The organism is Burkholderia sp. B21-005, from assembly GCF_020843965.1.
GTDB classification, from domain to species: Bacteria; Pseudomonadota; Gammaproteobacteria; order Burkholderiales; family Burkholderiaceae; genus Burkholderia; species Burkholderia ambifaria.
In genome coordinates, this window is record NZ_CP086302.1 from 366,344 (window position 1) to 387,023 (window position 20,680).

20 protein-coding genes are annotated in these 20,680 nt (G+C 68.2%); 10 read left to right on the top strand and 10 right to left on the bottom strand.

The window, feature by feature from the left end:
• Positions 1–59: 59 nt before the first annotated feature.
• Positions 60–1,139 carry an ornithine cyclodeaminase gene (locus tag LMA02_RS18055; protein WP_228909040.1) on the bottom strand — a complete coding sequence of 360 codons (1,080 nt, stop codon included), beginning with the start codon at positions 1,137–1,139 and terminating at the stop codon, positions 60–62.
• 304 nt (positions 1,140–1,443) lie between these two features.
• Between LMA02_RS18055 and LMA02_RS18060 the strand changes: the two genes are divergently transcribed.
• Entirely contained in the window at positions 1,444–1,875 is a 432-nt protein-coding gene (locus LMA02_RS18060) for an Lrp/AsnC family transcriptional regulator (RefSeq protein ID WP_006753967.1), read from the top strand.
• Positions 1,876–1,929: 54 nt separating this feature from the next.
• Here the strand turns inward: LMA02_RS18060 and LMA02_RS18065 are convergent, their stop codons facing one another.
• The 4 genes from LMA02_RS18065 to LMA02_RS18080 are packed head-to-tail and all read right to left on the bottom strand — an operon-like array spanning position 1,930 to position 5,530.
• A complete protein-coding gene (locus LMA02_RS18065) occupies positions 1,930–2,523 on the bottom strand; it encodes a peroxidase-related enzyme (protein ID WP_228909052.1) in 594 nt (197 codons plus the stop codon).
• Positions 2,520–3,050, bottom strand: coding sequence for a CMD domain-containing protein (locus LMA02_RS18070; RefSeq protein WP_228909054.1), 531 nt, complete (start codon positions 3,048–3,050; stop codon positions 2,520–2,522). Before LMA02_RS18070 ends, LMA02_RS18065 begins: the two co-directional genes overlap by 4 nt.
• 45 nt (positions 3,051–3,095) lie before the next feature.
• On the bottom strand, positions 3,096–4,520 hold the full coding sequence (locus tag LMA02_RS18075) for an NAD(P)-binding domain-containing protein (protein WP_228909057.1): 1,425 nt from the start codon (positions 4,518–4,520) through the stop codon (positions 3,096–3,098).
• Positions 4,517–5,530: a LysR family transcriptional regulator gene (locus LMA02_RS18080; RefSeq protein ID WP_228909058.1), complete on the bottom strand. Its 1,014-nt coding sequence runs from the start codon at positions 5,528–5,530 to the stop codon at positions 4,517–4,519. Before LMA02_RS18080 ends, LMA02_RS18075 begins: the two co-directional genes overlap by 4 nt.
• 355 nt (positions 5,531–5,885) lie before the next feature.
• Between LMA02_RS18080 and LMA02_RS18085 the strand changes: the two genes are divergently transcribed.
• The 5 genes from LMA02_RS18085 to LMA02_RS18105 all read left to right on the top strand — a co-directional run bounded on the left by LMA02_RS18085 (position 5,886) and on the right by LMA02_RS18105 (position 11,130).
• The gene (locus tag LMA02_RS18085) at positions 5,886–7,079 is read left to right on the top strand and encodes an ABC transporter substrate-binding protein (RefSeq protein ID WP_228909060.1); all 1,194 of its coding nucleotides are present in this window, start codon (positions 5,886–5,888) and stop codon (positions 7,077–7,079) included.
• A 40-nt stretch (positions 7,080–7,119) separates the two neighbouring features.
• The gene (locus tag LMA02_RS18090; protein ID WP_228909062.1) at positions 7,120–8,931 is read left to right on the top strand and encodes an ABC transporter permease; all 1,812 of its coding nucleotides are present in this window, start codon (positions 7,120–7,122) and stop codon (positions 8,929–8,931) included.
• Positions 8,932–8,942: 11 nt separating this feature from the next.
• Positions 8,943–9,800, top strand: a complete 858-nt coding sequence (locus tag LMA02_RS18095) for an ABC transporter ATP-binding protein (RefSeq protein WP_228909064.1) — start codon at positions 8,943–8,945, stop codon at positions 9,798–9,800.
• Positions 9,797–10,561, top strand: coding sequence for an ABC transporter ATP-binding protein (locus tag LMA02_RS18100; protein ID WP_228909065.1), 765 nt, complete (start codon positions 9,797–9,799; stop codon positions 10,559–10,561). The genes LMA02_RS18095 and LMA02_RS18100 overlap by 4 nt, the downstream gene beginning before the upstream one ends.
• Before the next feature lie 116 nt (positions 10,562–10,677).
• Positions 10,678–11,130, top strand: coding sequence for a hypothetical protein (locus tag LMA02_RS18105; RefSeq protein WP_228910049.1), 453 nt, complete (start codon positions 10,678–10,680; stop codon positions 11,128–11,130).
• Between the two features lie 37 nt (positions 11,131–11,167).
• Here LMA02_RS18105 and LMA02_RS18110 read toward each other — a convergent pair whose 3' ends face one another.
• Positions 11,168–12,589 carry a sensor histidine kinase gene (locus tag LMA02_RS18110; RefSeq protein ID WP_228909067.1) on the bottom strand — a complete coding sequence of 474 codons (1,422 nt, stop codon included), beginning with the start codon at positions 12,587–12,589 and terminating at the stop codon, positions 11,168–11,170.
• A complete protein-coding gene (locus tag LMA02_RS18115) occupies positions 12,576–13,241 on the bottom strand; it encodes a response regulator transcription factor (protein ID WP_228909069.1) in 666 nt (221 codons plus the stop codon). Before LMA02_RS18115 ends, LMA02_RS18110 begins: the two co-directional genes overlap by 14 nt.
• Positions 13,242–13,476: 235 nt before the next feature.
• Between LMA02_RS18115 and LMA02_RS18120 the strand changes: the two genes are divergently transcribed.
• The 3 genes from LMA02_RS18120 to LMA02_RS18130 all read left to right on the top strand — a co-directional run bounded on the left by LMA02_RS18120 (position 13,477) and on the right by LMA02_RS18130 (position 16,223).
• Positions 13,477–14,493 carry an ABC transporter substrate-binding protein gene (locus tag LMA02_RS18120; protein ID WP_228909071.1) on the top strand — a complete coding sequence of 339 codons (1,017 nt, stop codon included), beginning with the start codon at positions 13,477–13,479 and terminating at the stop codon, positions 14,491–14,493.
• 103 nt (positions 14,494–14,596) lie between these two features.
• Complete coding sequence (locus LMA02_RS18125) at positions 14,597–15,907, top strand: MFS transporter (RefSeq protein WP_228909072.1); 1,311 nt, start codon at positions 14,597–14,599, stop codon at positions 15,905–15,907.
• Positions 15,908–15,947: 40 nt separating this feature from the next.
• On the top strand, positions 15,948–16,223 hold the full coding sequence (locus tag LMA02_RS18130) for a YlcI/YnfO family protein (protein ID WP_228909074.1): 276 nt from the start codon (positions 15,948–15,950) through the stop codon (positions 16,221–16,223).
• A 125-nt stretch (positions 16,224–16,348) separates the two neighbouring features.
• Here the strand turns inward: LMA02_RS18130 and LMA02_RS18135 are convergent, their stop codons facing one another.
• Both LMA02_RS18135 and LMA02_RS18140 read right to left on the bottom strand, forming a co-directional pair.
• The gene (locus LMA02_RS18135; protein ID WP_228909076.1) at positions 16,349–18,145 is read right to left on the bottom strand and encodes a sensor histidine kinase; all 1,797 of its coding nucleotides are present in this window, start codon (positions 18,143–18,145) and stop codon (positions 16,349–16,351) included.
• Positions 18,142–18,801: a response regulator transcription factor gene (locus LMA02_RS18140; protein WP_228909077.1), complete on the bottom strand. Its 660-nt coding sequence runs from the start codon at positions 18,799–18,801 to the stop codon at positions 18,142–18,144. The genes LMA02_RS18135 and LMA02_RS18140 overlap by 4 nt, the downstream gene beginning before the upstream one ends.
• Before the next feature lie 306 nt (positions 18,802–19,107).
• Between LMA02_RS18140 and LMA02_RS18145 the strand changes: the two genes are divergently transcribed.
• Complete coding sequence (locus LMA02_RS18145; RefSeq protein WP_228909083.1) at positions 19,108–19,560, top strand: hypothetical protein; 453 nt, start codon at positions 19,108–19,110, stop codon at positions 19,558–19,560.
• A gap of 51 nt (positions 19,561–19,611) precedes the next feature.
• Here LMA02_RS18145 and LMA02_RS18150 read toward each other — a convergent pair whose 3' ends face one another.
• Positions 19,612–20,664: an RNA-guided endonuclease InsQ/TnpB family protein gene (locus tag LMA02_RS18150; RefSeq protein ID WP_228909085.1), complete on the bottom strand. Its 1,053-nt coding sequence runs from the start codon at positions 20,662–20,664 to the stop codon at positions 19,612–19,614.
• Positions 20,665–20,680 lie beyond the last annotated feature (16 nt).

Consider the following 20,680-nt stretch of genomic DNA (forward strand, 5'->3'; position numbering starts at 1 on the left):
GAACGGCGGGAGCGAAGGGCAGGAGAGCGGACGGCGCACAGGCCGCCCGCGTCGGTCGATCAGCGCGCGAACGCGGCGACGGCTTCGGTCACGAACGCCGCGTGACCCTGTGCGATCGCGGCCGGATCGTCGATCAGCGCGAACAGGTTCTTCGGATCGACGGCCGGCGGAATCAGCGCGATCTCGACGCCCGCGTTGTGCTGCTGGGCAAGCGCGTACAGGTAGCGCAGCGCCGAGTAGTCCTCCAGCGCGAAGCCGACCGAGTCGAACACCGTGACTTCGTCCGCGCGTTCGCGGCCGCTCGTCTCGCCCTGCAGCACGCGCCACAGTTCGGTCACCGGGAAGTCGGCCGGCATCTGCTGGATCTCGCCTTCGATGCGCGACTGCGGCTCGAATTCGACGAACACGCGGCCCGCCTGCAGCACGCCGGCTTCGAGCTCGGTCTTGCCCGGGCAATCGCCGCCCACCGCGTTCAGGTGCATGCCGGGCTCGATCATGTCGGCCGTGACGATCGTCGCATAGGCCTTGTCCGCCGTGACGGTCGTCACGATGTCGGCGCCGCGCACGGCATCGGCGGTCGACGCGGCGCGCAGGATGCGCAGCGCCGGATACGCGGCGAGGTTCCGCACGAGCTTGTCGGTCGCGAGCGGATCGACGTCGAATACGCGGATCTCCTCGATACCGAGCAGCGTGTGGAACGCGATCGCCTGGAATTCGCTCTGCGCGCCGTTGCCGACCAGCGCCATCGTGCGCGAGTCGGACCGGGCCAGGGCCTGCGCGGCCAGCACCGACGTCGCGGCCGTGCGCAGCGCGGTGGTCAGCGTCAGTTCGGCGAGCAGCAGCGGATAGCCGGTGTCGACTTCGGCGAGCGCGCCGAACGCCATCACCGTGTGCATGCCGCGCGCGGCGTTCACGGGATGGCCGTTCACGTACTTGAACGCGAACAGCGACGCATTCGCGACGGGCATCAGCTCGATCACGCCGTCGCGCGAGTGGCACGCGACGCGCGGCGACTTGTCGAAGTCGGCCCAGTGCAGGTAGTCGGCGCGCAGCGTGTCGACGAGCTCACGCAGGAACGGCGTGACGCCGGTTTTGGCGATCAGTCGGGCGGTGGCGGGAACGTCGAGGAAGCGAGTCATCGGTCTGTCTCCATTGTGTTGCCGGTACGCGTGTCCGGCGTTCTGGTCGACCGGGGCGGGCGCGTCGGCCCGGGCCCCGGCTCCATCAAATGCGGCGTGGCAGCGTGGGCTGCCGGTCGATGAAGTCATTATTTCCGGGAGTCGAGCCAACAAAAAGACGGCAAAAGTGGCAGATTTCTCGATAGACTTGGCAAATTGCTACCCAGATTCGGCAATTTGTTCAATTCATGTGGGTCGGAATGCGCACTGTCAGGCACGCTGGCGGCCGGCTCGCGTTCGTTACGTTCAACAGGAAGGTCCGTTCATGATTACGCTCGACGACGTCGACCGGCAGCTCATCGCGCTGCTGCGCGACAATGCGCGGCTGCCCGTCGTCGCGCTCGCGAAGGAGTTGCGCGTCGCGCGCGCGACCGTGCAGAACCGGCTGACGCGGCTGGAAAAGAACGGCGTGATCGTCGGCTATACGGTGCGGCTCAAGCCGGCGGCCGAGCGGCACCGGATCCGCGCGCTGATGTCGATCGCGGTCCAGGGCAATCGCGGCGCGGAAGTGGTGAAGGTGCTGCGCGGGCATCCGAACGTCGCGTCGATCCATAGCACCAACGGGCGCTGGGATCTCGTGGCCGAGCTGCATGCCGATTCGCTCGAGCATTTCGATCGCGTGCTCGGCGCGATCCGGTTGATCGACGGGATCGCGAGCACGGAGACGAGTATTCTGCTGTCGACGCACAAGGCGTGACGCGGGCGGGTGGCGCCCGCGTCAGCCTGCGTACAGGTTCGGGTTGCCCAGGCTTCAGGCGTGGGCCGCCGGCTCCGGAAACACTGGCTCGCCCAGCGTCAACATCAACCGGTTCGCCCACGCGAAGATCGCAACCGCGTGCGACAGGTCGAGAATGTCCTCATGCGTCAGCCCTTCGGCTTCCAGCTCGGCGATATCGCTCGTGTCGACCGTATCGGGCCGTTCCGTCAGCGCGATCGCATAGCGGACGATCGCGCGTTCGCGCGCCGTCGTGCCGGCCGTCGCCGGATCGTCGAACACCTGCTCGATCGCGTCGGTGCGTTTCGCGAGCTGCGTGAAGCGCTGCGCATGCACGGATGCGCAATACACGCAGCCGTTCACGCGCGACACGGCCGTGCTGGCCAGTTCGCGCTCCGCGCGCGACAGTCCGCCGGGGCCGTACATGATCGCGTTGAATACACCCGAGCGTTGCCGCAGGATCTCGGGAAGATGGACGAGCAGCAGGTAATAGTCGGACGTCTTCGCGTGCGGGTGGCTCGCTTCGAGCACGGCAAGCTGATCGGGTGTTGCGGCGTCGAGCGCAACGGTGTCGAGCCAGGCACGCCAGCCGAGCGTGTCGGACGTGAAGCCGTGGGCGGTCGTCGTCATGCGGCCTCCTTGGCGGCACGTGCCTGAAGCGCTTGCGCGGCAACGGCGATGCGCAGCTGATACGCGACGAACGCAACGAGCTGCGACAGCGCGACGATTGCGGGTGTCGTGAGTCCGGCGGACTGCAGCGCATCGAGATCGGACGGGCGTGCATCGACAGGGGAAAGCGTCAGCAGGCGCGCATGCGCAAGGATCGCGCCGGTGCGTCGAGGCAGTGCGTCGAACGCATCGGCGTCCGCATGTGCGACATCGTCGAGCGTGCCGCCTGCCTCGACCAGTCGTGCGCGATAAGTCTCGGCCAATGCCAGTGCATTCGATTTTTGTGCGACATACCGTGCCACGTGCAATCGTTCGGTTAGCGAAAGATCGGGCAGCGCGGGATCGAACAGCGCAGCCTCGCTTAGTCGAGTATGAAGCAGCACCTTTTCGCGCGCGCGGCGCAGCGCGGCGACCGCGTCGCCGTCGCGCAGGCCGGCTACCGCATCGATCGTGTCCGGCGCGCCGGCCGGCGTGATGGATTCAGTCATCGTTTCAGGTTCCCTTCGTCGTCAATGTGATCGATGGACGCGCGCTCAAGCATCGGCGTCGCGCCATTCGTCGCCTTGCAGTTCTGCGTTCGCGTACGCGACGAGCGCGTCGTAGTGGCGATCGCGATCGGCGTCGAACAGCCGGCTCGCAATGCCGCGCGCGAGCCGCTCGGCGCCCGCGCTGATGGCCGGGATATCGCCGGACAGCTTGCCGTGGCTCAGGCTCGCCGCATGGTTGAAGCAGTGGATCCGCGTGATGGCCGCGCACGCGCCGGGCTCGCGCTCCTGGAACGCGAACGCGGGGCCGAGATCGGGCGACTCGGCGAGCTCGTCGAGCCACGCGCCCGCCTCCGGTCGATAGCGATCCTTCCAGCGCCGCACCTGCGCGCCGAACGACGCGAATTCCGCGCGGGTCGTCCAGTCCGAATGAAAGCCGGTCGCGAAGATCAGGAAGTCGACGGTGTAGCGCCCGCGCGGCGTCGTCACGTCGAGTCCGTCCGCGTGTTCGGCAAGCGTCTCGATCGGGTTGCCCGCATGGAAATGCGCATGCCCGTGACGCGACACGCGCAGCACGCTGTCGCGCGGCGGCGGCGTCTGCGACGTCAGCGCGTAATGCATGAAGCGCCATTTCGTCGCGTCGTCGAGATCGGCGTAGCCGTGCACGAGGCCCGGGCTGCCGATACCCGTCAGCTTGTTGACGCGCGGAATGTCCGCGCGGCGGAAGAACAGGTCGACGCGTGCGGCGCCGGCTTCGAGCGCGGTGCCCGCATTGTCGAACGCGGACGCGCCCGCGCCGACCACGCCGATGCGCTTGCCCGCGAGCGCCGCGAAATCGATCGGCTCGGACGAATGGGCCCAGCGCGTGCGCGGCGCGCGCTGCGCGACGGGCGGCACGTACGGGCCGCCGAGCCCGTCGCGGCCGGTTGCGAGTACCACGTGCCGCGCGAGCAGCGTCTGCGCTTCGCCGTTGCCGCGCACATCGAGTGCGAGCAGGCCGTCGTCGCGCGGACGCAGCGCGACGAGCGTGGTGTCGTTGCGCACCTGCAGGTCGAGCACGCGCCGATACCAGCGCAGGTAGTCCATCCATTGCGTGCGCGGAATCTTGTAGAGCGCGTCCCACGCGTCGCGGCCGTATTGCGCCTCGAACCATGCGCGGAACGTCAGCGCAGGCAGCCCGAGCGCGGGGCCCGCGAGCTGTTTCGGCGAGCGCAGCGTGTCCATCCGCGCGAACGTGACCCACGGGCCTTCGTAGCCGGCCGGCGCGCGGTCGATCACGCACTGGTTGTCGATGCCGAGCAGGCGCAGTTCGGCGGAAGCCGCGAGCCCGGCCATGCCGCCGCCGACGATCGCGACGTCGAGCACGCGTGTGCCGTCTGCCTCTCGCGGCGGCACCCACGACGGCGCGGGCAGGTCGAGCCAGCGCAGGTCTTGCGCGAGCCGGGCTTCGAGTGCGTCGAGCGAGGTCGTCATGCGGCCTCCTTGCGCGAACGGCGGGGGCGGGTCGGGCGAGGCGCGGGCGGCGTGCGGCCGCTGCGCAGCCGATCGCCACGCAACAGCGCGTCGTGCGCGGCCGCTTCATGAAAGATCACGTCGTCGAGCAGCGCGCGCGTCGTGCGGCGCAGCGCGTCGAGCAGCGCATCGACGGCCGCCGTGCGCGTCTTGCCGGCCGGTGTCGCGACGCCGAACGCGAACGGGATGTCGACGTCGAGCGCTCGCGCGACGACGCCGTCCACCGGCAGCGCGATACCCGTCGCCGGATCGACGATGCCGATCCCGATGCCCGCGCGCGCGGCCATGACCGCATTCAGCGATGCATTGGTTTCGATGAACACGCGCGCGTCGACCCGCGCGGCCGCGAATGCCGCATCGATCCGCTGGCGCAGCCGGTGCCGGTTCGCGACCGTCACGATGCGGCGTTGCGCGAGATCGCGCAGCGCGACGCGCGGCTGCGCCGCGAGCGGGTCGCCGGCGGGCAGCACGGCGACGCACGGCGTCTGCGCGATCCAGTGCACGTCGAGCCCGGCATGCGCCATCGGCAGCGTGACGACGCCGACATCGGCCGTGCCGGCCAGCACCTCGTGGACGACATGTTCGGCCGATTCGCTGCGCAACTGGTAGTGCGGCGCGTGCGCGTGGTCAGGCAGCGCGGCGAGCGCGGCCGGTACGAGCGTGGCCGCGAGCGAAGGTGTCGCCGCGATGCGGACGGGTTCGGCGGTTTCATCGCCGAGCGCCCGTGCGCGTGCCTCGATCGCACGCAGGCCGACCAGCGAGCGTTCGACTTCCTCGTAAAGCAGGAAGGCACGCCGCGTCGGCGTGACGCGCGGGCCGTGCCGGTCGAACAGCGCGTAGCCGAGATCGGCTTCGAGCTCCTGGATCTGCCGCGTGACGGCCGGCTGCGAGCGGCCGAGCAGTTCGCCCGCGCCGGTTACGCTGCCGGCCGACATGACTGCGGAAAAGGCTTCGAGTTGATGCAGCTCCATGACGCGTTCCGATGATGCGATTTGCGCATTGTAGGAGCGCGAGCATGCGTGATTCATATAATGATTCTTGCTATCGACAGCGCAAAAACTTCGAAGCGCCCGATCGTCGCGATGGCCGGTGGTGCGCGCGTGAGCATCGGTAGCGACCGGTGACGTGAACGAAACGCCAATCGAATCAACGCGATGCGATGCATGCCGATGCATCGTGCGACACGGGGTGTGCGGATGGCCGTTCGCGAGCATCACGCGCTTCGCGCCGCGCACGATATCGATATGCGCAAAACTTCGTTGGATCGTCCTGAACCGGATGGTTACATGCCCTCACTCTTTTCGACTGACTGAAGCTGGGGGACGCATGAACGTTTCGGGGAACGACGCACGCGGCGCATGGCGGCGCGTGCTGGGCACGGTGGCGGCGCTCGCTGCCGCATGGGGCTTGTCGACGGGCGGTGCGCTCGCGGCCGGTGTGTCGGGCGAGCCGGTGGTGATCGGCGTGAGCGGGCCGCTCACGGGCCAGGACGCGCAGTACGGCGAGCAATGGAAGCGCGGCTTCGATCTCGCGCTCGACGAGATCAACGGCAGCGGCGGCATTCACGGCCGGCCGCTCGCAGTCGACTTCCAGGACAGCCGCAGCGACCCGCGTCAGGCCGTCGCGATCGCGCAGAAGTTCGTCGCCGATCCGCGCATCGCGATCGAGCTGGGCGATTTCTCCAGCGCGACGTCGATGGCCGCGTCGCCGATCTACCAGCGCGGGCAGCTGACCCAGTTCGGCTTCACGAACTCGCATCCGGACTTCACGAAGGGCGGCGACTATCTGTGGAGCGCCGCGCTGAGCCAGGCCGAGGAGCAGCCGCTGCTCGCACGCTACGCGGTGAAGGAACTCGGCTTCAAGCGGATCGCGGTGCTGTACCTGAACACCGACTGGGGCCGCACCAGCAAGGACATCTTCGCGAAGGCGGTGGCCGGGCTCGGCGCGCAGGTCGTCGCGGCCGAAGGCTACCAGCCGACGGAGAAGGATTTCCGTTCGACGCTCGTGCGGATCGGTGAATCGAAGCCCGATTCGATCGTGCTGATCTCGTACTACGCGGACGGCGCGCAGATCGTGCGGCAGGCGCGCACGTCGGGCGTCACGCTGCCGATCGCGGCGGTTGGCTCCGTGTATTCGCCGAAATTCCTCGAGCTGGGCGGCGCGGCCGTCGATGGCGTCTATACGGAATCGAACTTCTTCCCGGCGGAACCGCGCCCCGAGGTGCAGGCGTTCGTGCAGCGCTATCGCGCGAAATTCCATGCCGATCCCGATTCGTTCGTCGCGCGTGCGTACGACGCGCTGATCCTGTCGGCCGAGGTGCTGCGCCGCTACGGCACGACACGCCAGGCCGCGCACGACGGCTTCGCGAAAATCAGCGACGTGCCGAGCGTGATCTTCGGCAAGGTGCGCTTCGATCCGCGGACGCGCCGCGTCGCGGGCGCACGCACCGTATATCTGGTCGTGAAGCAGGGGCAGTGGGCGCTATGGGATGGCGCGAAGCCGCAGCTCGCCGCGCGTTGACCCCAGCCCTGAACAGCATGCACGTAACGGACGCATCGTGATGGCTTCCTGGCTCGACTACACGCTCAACGGCCTCATCGTCGGCAACATCTACGCGCTGCTCGCGGTCGGGCTCGCGCTGATCTTCGGCGTGTCGCACCTGATCAACTTCGCGCACGGCTCGGTCTACATGGTCGGCGCGTTCATCGGCTGGCTGTGCCTGACGCGCTTCGGGCTGCCGCTGCCGGTCGCGCTTGCCGCGGTCGTCATCGGTTGCGGCGCGCTCGGCGTCGCGATCGAACGGATCGGGCTGCGGCCGCTGCGGCACGCGGCACGCATCGCGCCGCTGCTCGCGACGATCGGCATCAGTTTCATCCTCGACCAGCTCGCGCAGCTCGCATTCGGCGCGGACCCGCGCGCGGTGCCGACGCCGCTTCCCGACTGGCATCTGCGAATTGCCGGCGCAACGCTCGGCTCGCTCGACCTGCTGATCGCGGGCATCGGCATCGCGGCGGCCGCGCTGCTGTACGGCTTCCTGCGATTCACGCGGCTCGGCTGGGCCGTGCGCGCGACCGCGCAGGATCGCGACGCGGCGCTGCAGATGGGTGTCGACGTCGATCGCGTGAACCAGACCGTGTTCGCGATCGCATGCGCGCTCGGCGGCGTGAGCGGGCTGCTGGTCGGCATGTACTACAACAGTATCGATCCGGCGATGGGCTTCCAGGCAACGCTGAAGGGCGTGGTCGCGCTGCTGATCGGCGGGCTCGGCAACGTGCCGGGCGCGATTGCCGGGAGCCTGCTGCTCGGCCTCGTCGAAAGCTATGGCGTCGCGCTGTTCGGCACCAGCTATCGCGACCTGTTCGCGTTCGGGCTGCTGATCGTATTCCTCGTATGGCGGCCGAACGGGCTGTTCAGCGCGAACCGCGCGCTGCCGCCCGAGCCGATGACGGGGACCTTCCTCGCGGCCGCGAAGGCCGTGCGCGCGCCGCGCCCGGTACTTGTCGTACTGATCGTGGCGGCGGCCGTGCTGCCGTGGCTCGGTGCATCGCCGTACGTGTTGCAGACGCTGACCAACGCGTGGCTGTACGGGCTGCTCGCGCTGAGCCTCACGCTCGTCGCGGGCACGGTCGGGCAGATCTCGCTCGGCCACGCGGCGCTGCTCGTGATCGGCGCGTATGCGTCGGCGCTGCTGTCGTCGGATCTCGGCTGGTCGCCGGCCGTGACGATCCCGTGCGCGGGCGTCGTCACCGCCGTGCTCGGCACGTTGCTCGTCTATCCGGCGTTCCGGCTGCGCGGGCATTACGTGTCGATCGCGACGCTCGGCATCGGCGAAGTGGTGAGCCTCGTGATCCTGAACTGGGACGGCCTCACGCGTGGCCCGCTCGGCATCACCGGCATCGCGCCGCTGCCGTGGGCGACGACCGCGCGTGCCGCGTACTGGTTCACGTTCGCGGTGCTCATCGTGTTCGCGCTCGTGCAGGTGCGGCTGCTGCGTTCGCATCTCGGCCGCACGCTGCGCGCGGTGCGCGAGGATGATGTCGCCGCCCGTGCGCACGGCATCGCGCCGAACCGCTACAAGGCGATCGCGTTCGCGGTCGGCGGCGTCGCGGCCGGCGTGAGCGGCGGGATCGCCGCGCACCTGTACAGCTACATCAATCACCAGACCTTCGATTCGCAGGTGTCGATCCTCGCGCTGACGATGGTGATCCTCGGCGGGCTCGGCAACGTGCTCGGCGGCATCGCCGGCGCGATTGCGCTGATCGGCCTGCCCGAGCTGTTCCGCTGGGCGGCCGACTACCGGATGCTGATCTACGGCCTCGTGCTGCTGCTGCTCGTCCGGTTCCGGCCGCAGGGCCTGCTCGGCACGGTGTGAGGAGATACGCGATGACCACGACCCGACCCCTGCTCGACGTGCAGGGCCTGACGCGCCGCTTCGACGGCGTGACCGCGCTCGACGGCGCGAGCCTGACGCTCGCCGACGGCGAGCTGCTGAGCGTGATCGGCCCGAACGGTGCGGGCAAGTCGACGCTGTTCAACCTGATCGCGGGCGCCGACCGGCCCGATGCCGGCCGAGTGACGTTCGACGGCCGCGACATCACGGGCACGGCGCCCGAACGGCTCGCGGCGCTCGGCATCGCGCGCACGTTCCAGCACGGCCGCGTGTTCGGCAACCTGAGCGTGCTCGACAACGTGCTGATCGGCGCGCATGCGCGGCTGCGTGCGGCGCGACCCGGCTGGCCGGCGCTCGGCGCGGCCGCCGAAGTGCTGCGTGCGCTGGTGCGGCCCGCGTCGGTGCGGCGCGAGGAAGCCGAACTGCGCGAAGAGGCGCGCGCGATCGTCGCCGGGTTCGGCGAGCGGCTGACGCCGCGCATCGATCATCCGGCGCACAGCCTGTCGTATGCGAACCGGCGGCGTGTGGAGATCGGCCGCGCGCTTGCGCTGCATCCGCGCCTGCTGCTGCTCGACGAACCGACGGCCGGGATGAACGAGACGGAAACGGCCGAGATGCTGCAACTGATCCAGTCGCTGAAGGCGCGCGGCCTGACGATCCTGCTGATCGAGCACAAGCTCGAACTCGTGATGCGCGTGTCCGACCGCGTGGTGGTGCTCGACAACGGCGTGAAGATTGCCGAAGGCGCGCCGCGCGACGTGCGGCACGACCCGCGCGTGATCGAGGCGTACCTCGGCCGCCGCCATGCGGGCGGCGCGCCGGCCGACCGCGCAGCACAGGCGGCCGCATGACCGCACTTTCTTCCGGACCCGACACGACCATGACCGATGCGCTGCTGAAACTCGAACACCTCGACACGTTCTACGGGCCGGTGCAGGTGCACTTCGACGTGAACTTCGAGGTCGGCCGCGGGCAGATCGTCAGCCTGCTTGGCGGCAATGCGAGCGGCAAGTCGACGACGATGAAGCTGATTCTCGGGCTGATGCGGCCGCGCCGCGGCGTCGTGCGCTTCGACGGCGACGACGTGACCGCGCTCGCGACGCCGCAGCGCGTGCGGCGCGGGATCGCGGCCGTGCCGGAGGCGCGGCGGCTGTTCGGCGACATGAGCGTGCGCGAGAACCTGCTGATGGGGGCATACACGCGTGGCGACCGCACGGCGGTGGCGGAAGACTACGAGCGCGTGCTCGACCTGTTTCCGCGTGTGCGCGAGCGGCTGACGCAGCGCGCGGGCACGCTGTCGGGCGGCGAGCAGCAGATGCTTGCGATGGCGCGGGCGCTGATGGCACGACCGAAGCTGATCTGCATGGACGAGCCGACGATGGGGCTGTCGCCGCTCTACGTCGACACGGTGCTCGAACTGATCGACGCGATCAACCGGCAGGGCGTGACCGTGTTCATGGTCGAGCAGAACGCGAGCCTCGCGCTGGAAATCGCGCATTACGGGTACGTGCTGCAGACGGGGCGTGTCGTGCTCGAAGGGCCTGCGAAGGCACTGCTCGACGATGAGCGTGTGCGCGATGCGTATCTAGGTGGCGAAGCGGTGGCGGCGTAGCCGGCGTGGCTGATGGCGGCGCCCGGATGCGAGCATCGCGAAAGACCGCGATGTACACCGAATTGTCGGGTAGATTAGCGCTCAGTCACCGTCACTGCCATCGGGAGCGCCGCGCCATGTTGACCTACGCCATTCAGAAAGCCGGCTACGAATTCGATCAACTCGATCCGCAAGGTGTGACCGATTATGCGTCGTTCGTTCGTGCATTCGACGCATTCCCGTGGGCGGCGCAGCATGCCGAATGGGACGATACGCAGGACGGCCCGTTGCCGGCCCTCGTGCTGCAGCAGGCCGACGATCAGCGGGAATTGTGGGTGACCGCGCTGAGCGACGCGCATTTGGACGGCTTCCAGCTGAATGCCGTTGCCATGTGGATGAAGAAGGGGCTGTTCGGGATCGGCAAGGGGAAGCTGGAGCAGCAGGTCGACACGATCGACGTCGACTCGCGCGCGGACGTCGACACGTTGTGTCGTCTTTTCTGCGATCGTCAGTATGACGAGCTGGACCGGCTGGTCGCGCGGCACGCCGAGCGCAATCGCTTCGACGACGACCGCGACCGCGACGATTGATCGCCTGCCGCGCATGAGCCGGCGCAGGTTCGCCTGTTCATGCCTTTTCTGCTTCAGCCCCCGCCGCGTGCGGAAACGTCAGCACCACCGCAAACCCGCCCGCATCAGGAAACGCGAACCCGACGCGCCCGCCGTGCGCCTTCATCACTTCCTGCACGATCGCGAGCCCGAGACCCGACCCGGTGCGGCGTTCGGTGCCGTCCGGCGCGATCCGCACGAACGGCTGCAACGCCGCGTCCCAATGCTCGCGTGGAATCCCGCGCCCGTTGTCGGTGACGGTCAGCGTCACCGCATCGTCGCTGTTGCCCGCGGTCGCGACCGACACGACGATATCGTCCGCATGCCCATGCAGCAGCGCATTGTGCAGCACGTTCGACAACGCCTCCTGCAGACTGATTGCATCGCCGTCGATCCACGCATGCGGTGAATCGCTCGCGAATGCGACGGCCACGTCGCGCTCGTCCGCGAGCGGAATCGCGCGGCCGAGCACGTCCTTCGCGAGCGCGACGAGTTCGACGGGTTGCAGCGGCACGGCCTCGGTACGATGGATCACCATCGCATGGTTGAGCAACTGCCCGGTGAGCCGCCCGACATCCGCGCTGGTCGCACGCAACGCATCGAGCCGCGCCGCATGACGCGCGGGATCGACCTCGCCGTCGAGCAGTTCGATCTGCGCGTCGAGCCGCGCGAGCGGCGTGCGCATCTGGTGCGCGGCGTCGGCGATGAAGCGCTGCATCGCGTTGATCCGCTCGGCCAGGCGGTGCATCAGCCCGTTGATCGACCCGATGATCGCGTCGATCTCGCTCGGCGTATCGACGGCCACCGGCCGCAAATCGGCCGGGTCGCGCGCGGCGATGATCGTGCCGATCTGCGCGAGCGGGCGCAGCCCGCGCCGGATCGCGAGGCCGCTCGCGCCGATCGCGAGCACGCTCATCAGCAGGATCAGCGTCCACACCTTGATGCTCATGTCGTTGGTCAACTGCTGCCGCGCGTTGGTGGTTTGCGCAACCGTCACGAGCGCCCAGCCGGGCGTGCTTTCCTCGGGCATGTAGCGCGCGATCGTCGCGGTGCGGATCCGATGTCCCTGGTAGACGGCGTTCGCGAACGCGGGGCCCTGCTTCGCGGCGGCGAGCGTCGCGGAGCTCGCGAGATCGTTGTAGCCGGCCACCACGACGCCGCGCGAATCGACGACCTTGTAGTAGACGAGGTCGTAGCGCGACAGCGTCGACAACGCGGCCACCGGCGGATTCAGCGCGAGCACGCCGCCTTGCACGTACAGGTTCTCCGCGACCTGGATCGATGCGCCCGCAAGCAACTGGTCGTATGCGCGCTCGGCCGCGACGCCCGCGTAGTAGCGCGCGATCACCGCGAGGGCGAGCGCGCCGGTCGCGACGACGAGCGCGATGAACAGCAGCGTGCGCCCGAACAGCGTCTTCGGGAACCAGTCAATGCGCGGCAATCTGATACCCCATCCCGCGCGCGGTGCGGATTTCGACCGAGCTGCCCTGCAGCTTCCTGCGCACGCGCGTCACGTATTGTTCGACCGCGTTCGCGCTCGGCTCGTTGCCGAAGCTGAACAGCTGGTTCAGCAGCTCGTCCTTCGAGAAGATCCGCTGCGGACGGCTCGCAAGGATCTCGAGCAGCGCGAACTCCTGGCGCGACAGCGACAGCGGCTGGCCGTCGAGTTCCGCGAGGCGGCTGCTGCGATCGATCACGAGGCCGCCGAGCGTCAGCACGTCGTTCGCATGACCGCTGTTGCGGCGCAGCAGCGCCTGCACGCGCGCATCGAGCTCGCGGTAGTCGAACGGCTTCACGAGATAGTCGTCGGCGCCGAAGCCGAGGCCGCTCACGCGGTCGTCGATCGCCGAGCGCGCGGTGACGAGCAGCACCGGCGTCGTGCTGCCCGACGCGCGCAGGTTGCGCAGCACCGCGAAGCCGTCGAGCCCAGGCAGGTTCGCATCGAGCACGACGAGGTCGAAGCGCTCGATGCGCAACAGGCTGTTCGCGGTCGAACCGTCGGTTTCGAGATCGACGGCATGGCCGAGCCGCGCGAGGCGGCTGCGGATCGCCGCGCCGATTTCGGCATCGTCCTCCACGACGAGAATGCGCATGGTGCCGTTTGCAGGTAGAGGGTTAGGGGTTTTCCCGGGGCCGGGATGTCAGCATTTTCTCAGACTCGCTCGATAACCTGTGTTCAGCCGGAACAAGCGATGACGGCATTAATACCAGAGGAGACGGCAACATGCAGCATGTCATGGGCACGACGAAGGCACGGCGCAATGCACGGCGAGGTGTGACGCCGGCTGCCGCATGGCCGCTTGCCGTGCGCCGCACGCACGCGTGCGCATGACGACGTCGCCGCGCCGCCGCGCATTGCTCGCCGCCGGCCTCGGTGCGTTCGCCGCGCCGTCGCTGGTGCGCTCGAAGCCGCGCACGGTGCGAATCTCGAAAGGCTATGGCGTGCTGTACCTGCCGCTGCTCGTGATGGAGAAGCAGCGCCTGTTCGAGCGGCACGCGGCGCGGCACGGCCTGCGCGACCTCGCGCTCGACTGGGTGCTGCTCGACGGCGGCAATTCCGTCAACGACGCGATGATGGCTGGCACGCTCGACTTCGCGGGGGCCGGCGCGCCGGGCTTCATCGAGCTGTGGGCGCGGGCGCGCGGGATTCCGAACGTCGAGGTGATCGGCATCAGCGGCTTGTCGACGACATCGCTGTCGCTCAATGCGAACCGTCCGGGCCTCGCGTCGCTGCGCGACTTCACGCCGTCCGACCGGATCGCGGTGCCGGGCATCCGCACGTCGCTGTCGGCGGTCGTGCTGCAGATGGTCGCGAGCCGGCAGCTGGGTGCGAAGCATTTCGCGCAGCTCGATTCGATCACCGTGAACCTGCCGCATCCGCAGGCGATGCAGGCGCTGATCCGCCGCGAGAACGGCGTGACGGCGCACTTCACGTCGCCGCCGTTCTCGACGCTCGAATTGCGGCAGCCGGGCATTCATCGCGTGGTGAATTCGGTCGACGTGCTCGGCCCCATGACGCTCGACGTCGTGTTCGCGCCGAAGCGGCTCGTCGATGCGGAGCCTGCGCTGGCCGCGGCGTTTCTCGGCGCGCTCGACGAAGCGAACCGCCTGATCGTGCAGGATCCGCGTGCGGCGGCCGCGCTGTATGCGGCGTCGTCGGGTGTCGGCGTGTCGCACGACGACGTGATACGGATGCTCGCCGCGCCGGACACGCGGTTCTCGGTATGGCCGAACCAGCTGATGGACTACGTCGAGTTCCTGTACCTCGCCGGCACGATCAAGGCGAAGCCGCGCGCGTGGCACGAGATGTTCGCGCCGATGCTCGACGACTACCGGGCACGCTGAGCGCCGCCGATCCACGATTTCATCGACCTGCACCGCGCCTGCGCGTTCGTTGCGCGCGGCGCCGATTCAACCGACAAGCAACCGATTCACGGAGGAGCCCCCAATGAATGCCACCGAAACCCTGGACCCCGCGTCCGCCGAAGAGCAGCGCGTCATGTCGAAGATCGCGCGGCGCCTGCTGCCCATCCTCGTCGTGATGTTCCTGATCGCGTTCATCGACCGGCAGAACGTCGGTTTCGCGAAGCTGCAGATGGTGCACAGCCTCGGGATGACGGAAGCCGCGTTCGGGCTCGCGTCGTCGCTGTTCTTCATCGGCTATCTGCTGTTCGAGGTGCCGAGCACGCTCGCGCTGCATCGCTACGGCGCCCGCGTGTGGCTCGCGCGGATCATGCTGACGTGGGGCCTCATCACCGTGCTGATGGGCTTCACGACGTCGATGCCGGCGTTCTGCTCGCTGCGCTTCCTGCTCGGCATCGCCGAGGCCGGCTTCTATCCGGGCGTGATCTATTACCTGACGCTGTGGTTCCCGCAGAGCTACCGCGCGAAGGTGCTCGGCATCTTCACGCTCGGCAGCGCGCTCGCCAACATGCTCGGGTCGCTGGTCGGCGGCGTGCTGCTGAGCCTGAACGGCGTGTGGGGCCTCGCGGGCTGGCAATGGGTGTTCGTGGCGACGGGCATCCCGGCCGTGATCGTCGCGATCGTCGTGTTCCGCGTGTTGCCGGCCTCGTTCCGCGAGGCGCCGTTCCTCGACGAACGCGAGAAGCAGATCGTCGCGGCCGCGCTGGAGCGCGAGAAGCCGGCGCATGCCGAGCACGGCCAGCCGTGGAAGGCGCTGCTCGATCCGCGCGTGATGCTGTTCGCGGCGACCTACATGCTGATGTCGACGTCGCTGTACGGCGTCACGTACTGGCTGCCGACGCTCGTGAAATCGTTCGGCGTGTCGAGCAGCATGAACGGTTTCCTGAGCATGCTGCCGTGGGCGCTCGCGGTGCTGCTGCTGGTGTGGCTGCCGTCGAAACTGCGCCGCGCGAAGAGCATCCTGCGCACGATCGCGATCGTCGCGGCGCTCGGCGCGCTCGGCTTTCTGCTGAGCCTCGTGCTGCCGTCGACGCCGCTGCGCTTCGTTGCGCTCGTGCTCGGCGGCGCGTGCATCCCGCTGCTGTATCCGTGCTTCTGGTCGATGCCGCCGCGCTACTTCACCGGCGCGCGCGCGGCGGCGAGTGTCGCGGCGATCAACTCGATCGGCAACCTCGGCGGCTTCTTCAGCCAGAACCTGATGCCGTTCGCGGGCAAGGTGACGGGCACCGCGTTCGGGCCGATGATCGTGCCGATCGTGTGTCTCGCGCTGCTCGGGATCGGCGCGCTGGTCGCGTGGACGCGCTCGGAGCGGGGAATGGTGGCGGCGCGGGTGTGATGTGCTACCGTGCATGCGGTTTGAATGCACGGAGATAGCAATGAAGACTGCGGCGATGTGCGCGCTTCGAGTCGATCAGACATTACTCGACGAAGCGCAAACCGGGTTGGCGGAAAACGAGACGCTGTCTGCGTTCGTCGAATCGACGCTGCGCGCTGCGATTGCACGCCGGCGCTCGCAGCGCGAGTTTGTCGCGCGCGGCGTGTGGTCGGCTGAGGAGGCGCGGCGCACCGGTGAATACGTCGACGCCGCAGAAGTCCAGGTCGAACTTGGGACGATGCTGAAAGCGGCGCGTGCAGCGAAGATAACGGGTTAGACGATTGGCGTCGATCGACGCGCCCGGTCGAACCCGTCACGATCCTTGCCGGTCGGCACAAGCGGGAAGGCAACTACCACTGATGCTCACCGCGGCGGCATTCCGCCGCCGCTTCCTTGACCGCCTTACCCCTGCGTCCGCGACGTCCCCCGTCCATCATGCGCGATCGCCACATGCGCGGACGCCACCGGAATATCCACCTCCACCTTCGTCCCTTCGCCCAGCGTCGTATCGATCCGCAGCGTGCCGCCGACGAGATACGCACGCTCGCGCAGGCCGACCAGCCCGAACGATCCCGATTTGCGCGGCGTAGCGGGATCGAAGCCCGCACCGTCGTCGCGAATCGTCAGCGCGATCGTCTCGTCCCGGTACACGAGTTCCACGGTCGCGCTCGACGCGGCCGCGTGCCGCGCGACGTTCGCGAGCGCTTCCTGCGCGATGCGGAACACGGCGGTCGCATACGGTTCGTCGAGCTGCAGCTCGCTCGGCTCGACGTGCAGTGCGCACGCCATGCCGTGACGGTGCCGGAAATCCTCCACGAGCCATTGCATCGCGGCCGCGAACCCGAGGTCGTCGAGCATCAGCGGGCGCAGGTCGGATGCAATGCGTCGCGTGGCCGTCACCGCGCCGCGCGCGAGCGTATGCATCGCCGCGATCTTGCGCGCCAGCGGCGCATCGTCCTGCGGCACGTGATCGAGCAGCCATTCGAGATCGTTCTTCAGCGTCGCGAGCGTCTGCGCGAGTTCGTCGTGCAGTTCGCGCGCGATGCGGCGCTGCTCGGCCTCGCGTGCGCTCGCGCTGATCGCCGCGATCTCGCGCAGTTCCTCGCGTGACGCCTGCAGCGCCCGCTCCGCGCGCACGCGCTCCTCGACTTCGCGCCGCAAGTCGCGGTTCGACGCGCTCAACTGCGCGGTGCGGGCCGCAACCCGCTGCTCGAGCCGTTCGTTCGCGTCGTTGAGCTGCGCGCTCTTCTGCACGATGAGCAGGTGCTGATAGCGCGCGCCGGCGAGCGCACGCACCGTCTGCGCATGCAGCCGGCCGTTCTCGAACAGCAGCGCGAACAGCACGACGCCCGACGCGACGAGGCCGTAGGTCCGCCCCGCGTAGAAGCCCAGGTCGAAGCGCCCGTGGTTCAGCATCGACGACAACGCGATGTCGAACAGCCACGCGACGAGCACGATCATCACCCACAGGTCGAGCACGGAATGGCGCCGCCGTTGCCGCCACATCAGCACGAGCGCGGCCAGGTTCAACGCCCAGACGAGCGTGATCGCGGTCGTCATCGTCGCGGCCATCCGGTTGCCCTGCATGATGCGCGGCAGCAGGTCATGGCCGGCGGTCGCGAGCAGCGCGAGCGCGCCGGTCGCGCCGGCCGTCATGACGATGCAGAGCAGCAGCGGAAGCGTCGCGCGGCGCCGCTCGAGCGACGGCGGGTGGGCCCGCGGCGTCGCGCGCAGCAGCACGTACGCGGCGACCGCCAGCGGAAAGCCGCCGTGCCAGAACAGATAAAGCCACGCAGTGGTCTGTTCGCCCGCGCCGAGCAGGCCCGTCGGCGTGAACAGCCCCGGAAAGGTCAGCATGTGCGTGCCGGCCATGAAACCCGTGAACAGGTAGCCGGCCGCGAGCGCGAGCAGCGATTTCTCGCGCAGGATCGCGTACTGGCCGAGCAGCAGGCCGGCCGTCACCATGTCGTTGATGACGATCGCCGACTGGTACACGGGAATGAAGCCCCACACGCGAGCAAGCGGCATGCCCGCGAACGGCGCGAGGGCGACGAAGATCACGGCCGACACGATCACCATCGCGATCGCGAGCCGCCGCTCCTGCCGGCCGGGCGGCAGCGACGACATGAACAGGTGCGACGGATCCGGCGCGTCGTCGTCGTCGGTGGCTGCGGCGCGCACGCGGAACGGGGGCGTCATGCGTCGTCGACGCCGAGGTCGAGATCGTGGCGCACCGCGTAGCGCACCAGCGCGGCTTCGTGCGGCAGCTCCATCTTCTCGAGGATGCGCGTCTTGTAGGTGCTGACCGTCTTCGCGCTCAGCGTGAGTTCCGACGCGATCCGCGTGACCGTCTGGCCCGCGACGATGCGGCGCATCACGTCGAGTTCGCGCGCGGACAACCGCGCGGACAACCGTTCGTGCGGCAGCATTTCGACCGGCGCGCGCAGCGTGCGCGCGAGGCTTTCGGCCGCCTGCGGGCTCACGTAGACGCCGCCCGCCGCGACCTTCGTGACGGCCTGGACGAGCTCGGCGGTCGCGCTGTCCTTCGTCAGGTAGCCGGTCGCGCCGGCCTTGAACGCGCGCGCGGCGTACTGCGCCTCCGCATGCATCGTCAGCACCAGCATGCGCAGCGACGGCGCGCGCGTCTTGACGAGCCGGATCAGCTCGATACCGGTCGGCCCGGGCATCGACAGGTCGAGCAGCAGCACGTCGGCGGCGCCGCGCTCGGCCAGCGCGAGCGCGGCCGTGCCGTCGCTCGCCTCGCCGACGATTTCGAAACCGCCGGCCGTTTCCAGGATGTGACGCAGTCCGTCCCGCATGACTGCGTGATCGTCAGCCAGAATTATCCTGATCACTAGCGTTCCTCTTCGGGATGCCGCCGCGGACTGTTCCGCCGGTTGCCGCCGCGGCCGTTCTTCTGACCAATATATTCCGCCGAAGCCGGAAAAGGTGCACCTTCGGGAAATTTTTGAGACATTGAGGTGTGGAGTGTGTCTCGAAACGAAATAATCAGCGTGAAATGGTACAGGCGATAGGGCCAGATGGGGCGGGTATTCCCGACGCGTCGTTGCCGTCCGGCGGGCGGTGTGTGTCGCGGACCGCCCTGATTCAGAGATAAACTGGTGCCCGATTGCACTGTCGCGATCCGAGGAGCCTCCACGATGATCGAACTCGCCGACATCCTGCCGTCCGCGCTGCCCGACGCCGTCGCGTGGGCCGACGCGCAGGCGGCGCACGGGCTCGCGCAGGGCGTGCCGCTCACGCCCGCGCAGGCCGACGACGCGCGTACCGTGGGCGTCGCGCAACCGGAGCGGATCCGCGTCGTGGTCGGCGACCGCCTGCCGTTTCCCGACACGCCGGCGCTGGCCGCGATCGCGCGCGACACCGGGCTGCTGTGGCCGGGAACGATCGGCCTCACGCTCGGTCATGCGGTGTTCGTGCTGCGCGGCCACGACACGCGGCGCCTGCTCACGCATGAGTTCCGCCATGTGCATCAGTACGAGGAAGCCGGGTCGATCGGCGCGTTTCTCGCGCGCTACCTGCACGAGATCGCGACCGTCGGCTACCACGATGCGCCGCTCGAGGCCGATGCGCGGCAGCACGAGTTCGACTGACGCCACCGGCCCGCACGAACACACACACCCTCCGTTGACGTCGTCACCCGCCTAAAGGCAGGAGATTCCCACACCTGGCGATGCACGTCCGCATCGGAGAATGTTCAGCGCAGCGTTGGTATCTCGATCATGCTCGACACCACATTCACTGCAGGCCCACTCTCTTACTCGCAGCCCCGCGATACCTTTCGGCCGCGTCGTGCTGTCTTTCGACCCGCACGACGAACAGGACTGGGTAGAACCGCTTTCGTCGACTTCCTCGAACGTGGCCCCGTGCGCCATCGCCTTGTAACGGAGCTTGTTTCGGAAGGACGACCAGGATGCGTCGTAGACGCTCTTCGCCATCCTGGTTCTGGCGAGCTTCGCGGCCGACACGTTGCCGACCGCGAGGTAATCGAAACGCCGCACCAGATCGAGCGCGAGCTTGTGCTGGAAATCGGCACGGGCATTCGCCACTTTGGCGTGCAGCTTCGCGATATGTCGCTTGTGCTTGCGCGCCCGTTGAGCCTTCGCCAGTTTCTCCGCCGCGCGTCGGCCGAATCGGTCATTGGGCAGCTTCTCGCCCGTCGAAAGTGTGGCGAAGTCTTTCAGGCCGAGATCGATGCCAACACCGGAACGGACCGGGCGGGCCTGAACATCGGGCATCTCGATCACGATGTTGAGAAACCAGTTGCCACGTGCATCCTGCGCAAAGTTGGTCCCATCCTTGATCTTGCCTTCGGGAAGCGACCGGCTGTTGAACACGCGAAACGTGTTGCCTCCAAAGCGGAACGCTTCGCCTTCGCGCTTCAGGTCACGGCCCTTCAGCGGCACCCAGCCCAGCGATTTCCTGCCGCGATAGCGCAGGTAGGGCCGACGGTGCTGACTGCGCGACTTCGCGTATTGCTCGCACGTTGCATTGACCGTGCCGGAGTGAATGCCGAGCGCCTTGCTGCTGCCGGTCGTCAGCGCGTTCAGATCGAATCCCGTCGGCCACTTCTTGCTCCACTTGAGCGCGTGCTTCTGCGTGTCGTTGCAGAAGTTCCAGACGTAGTTCACCGCACGGCTCTGCTTGTTGAGCAGTCCGTTGAGCGACTTCACGCGGTAGCGGTAGACAAGAATCATGCAGGTGATCCTAACC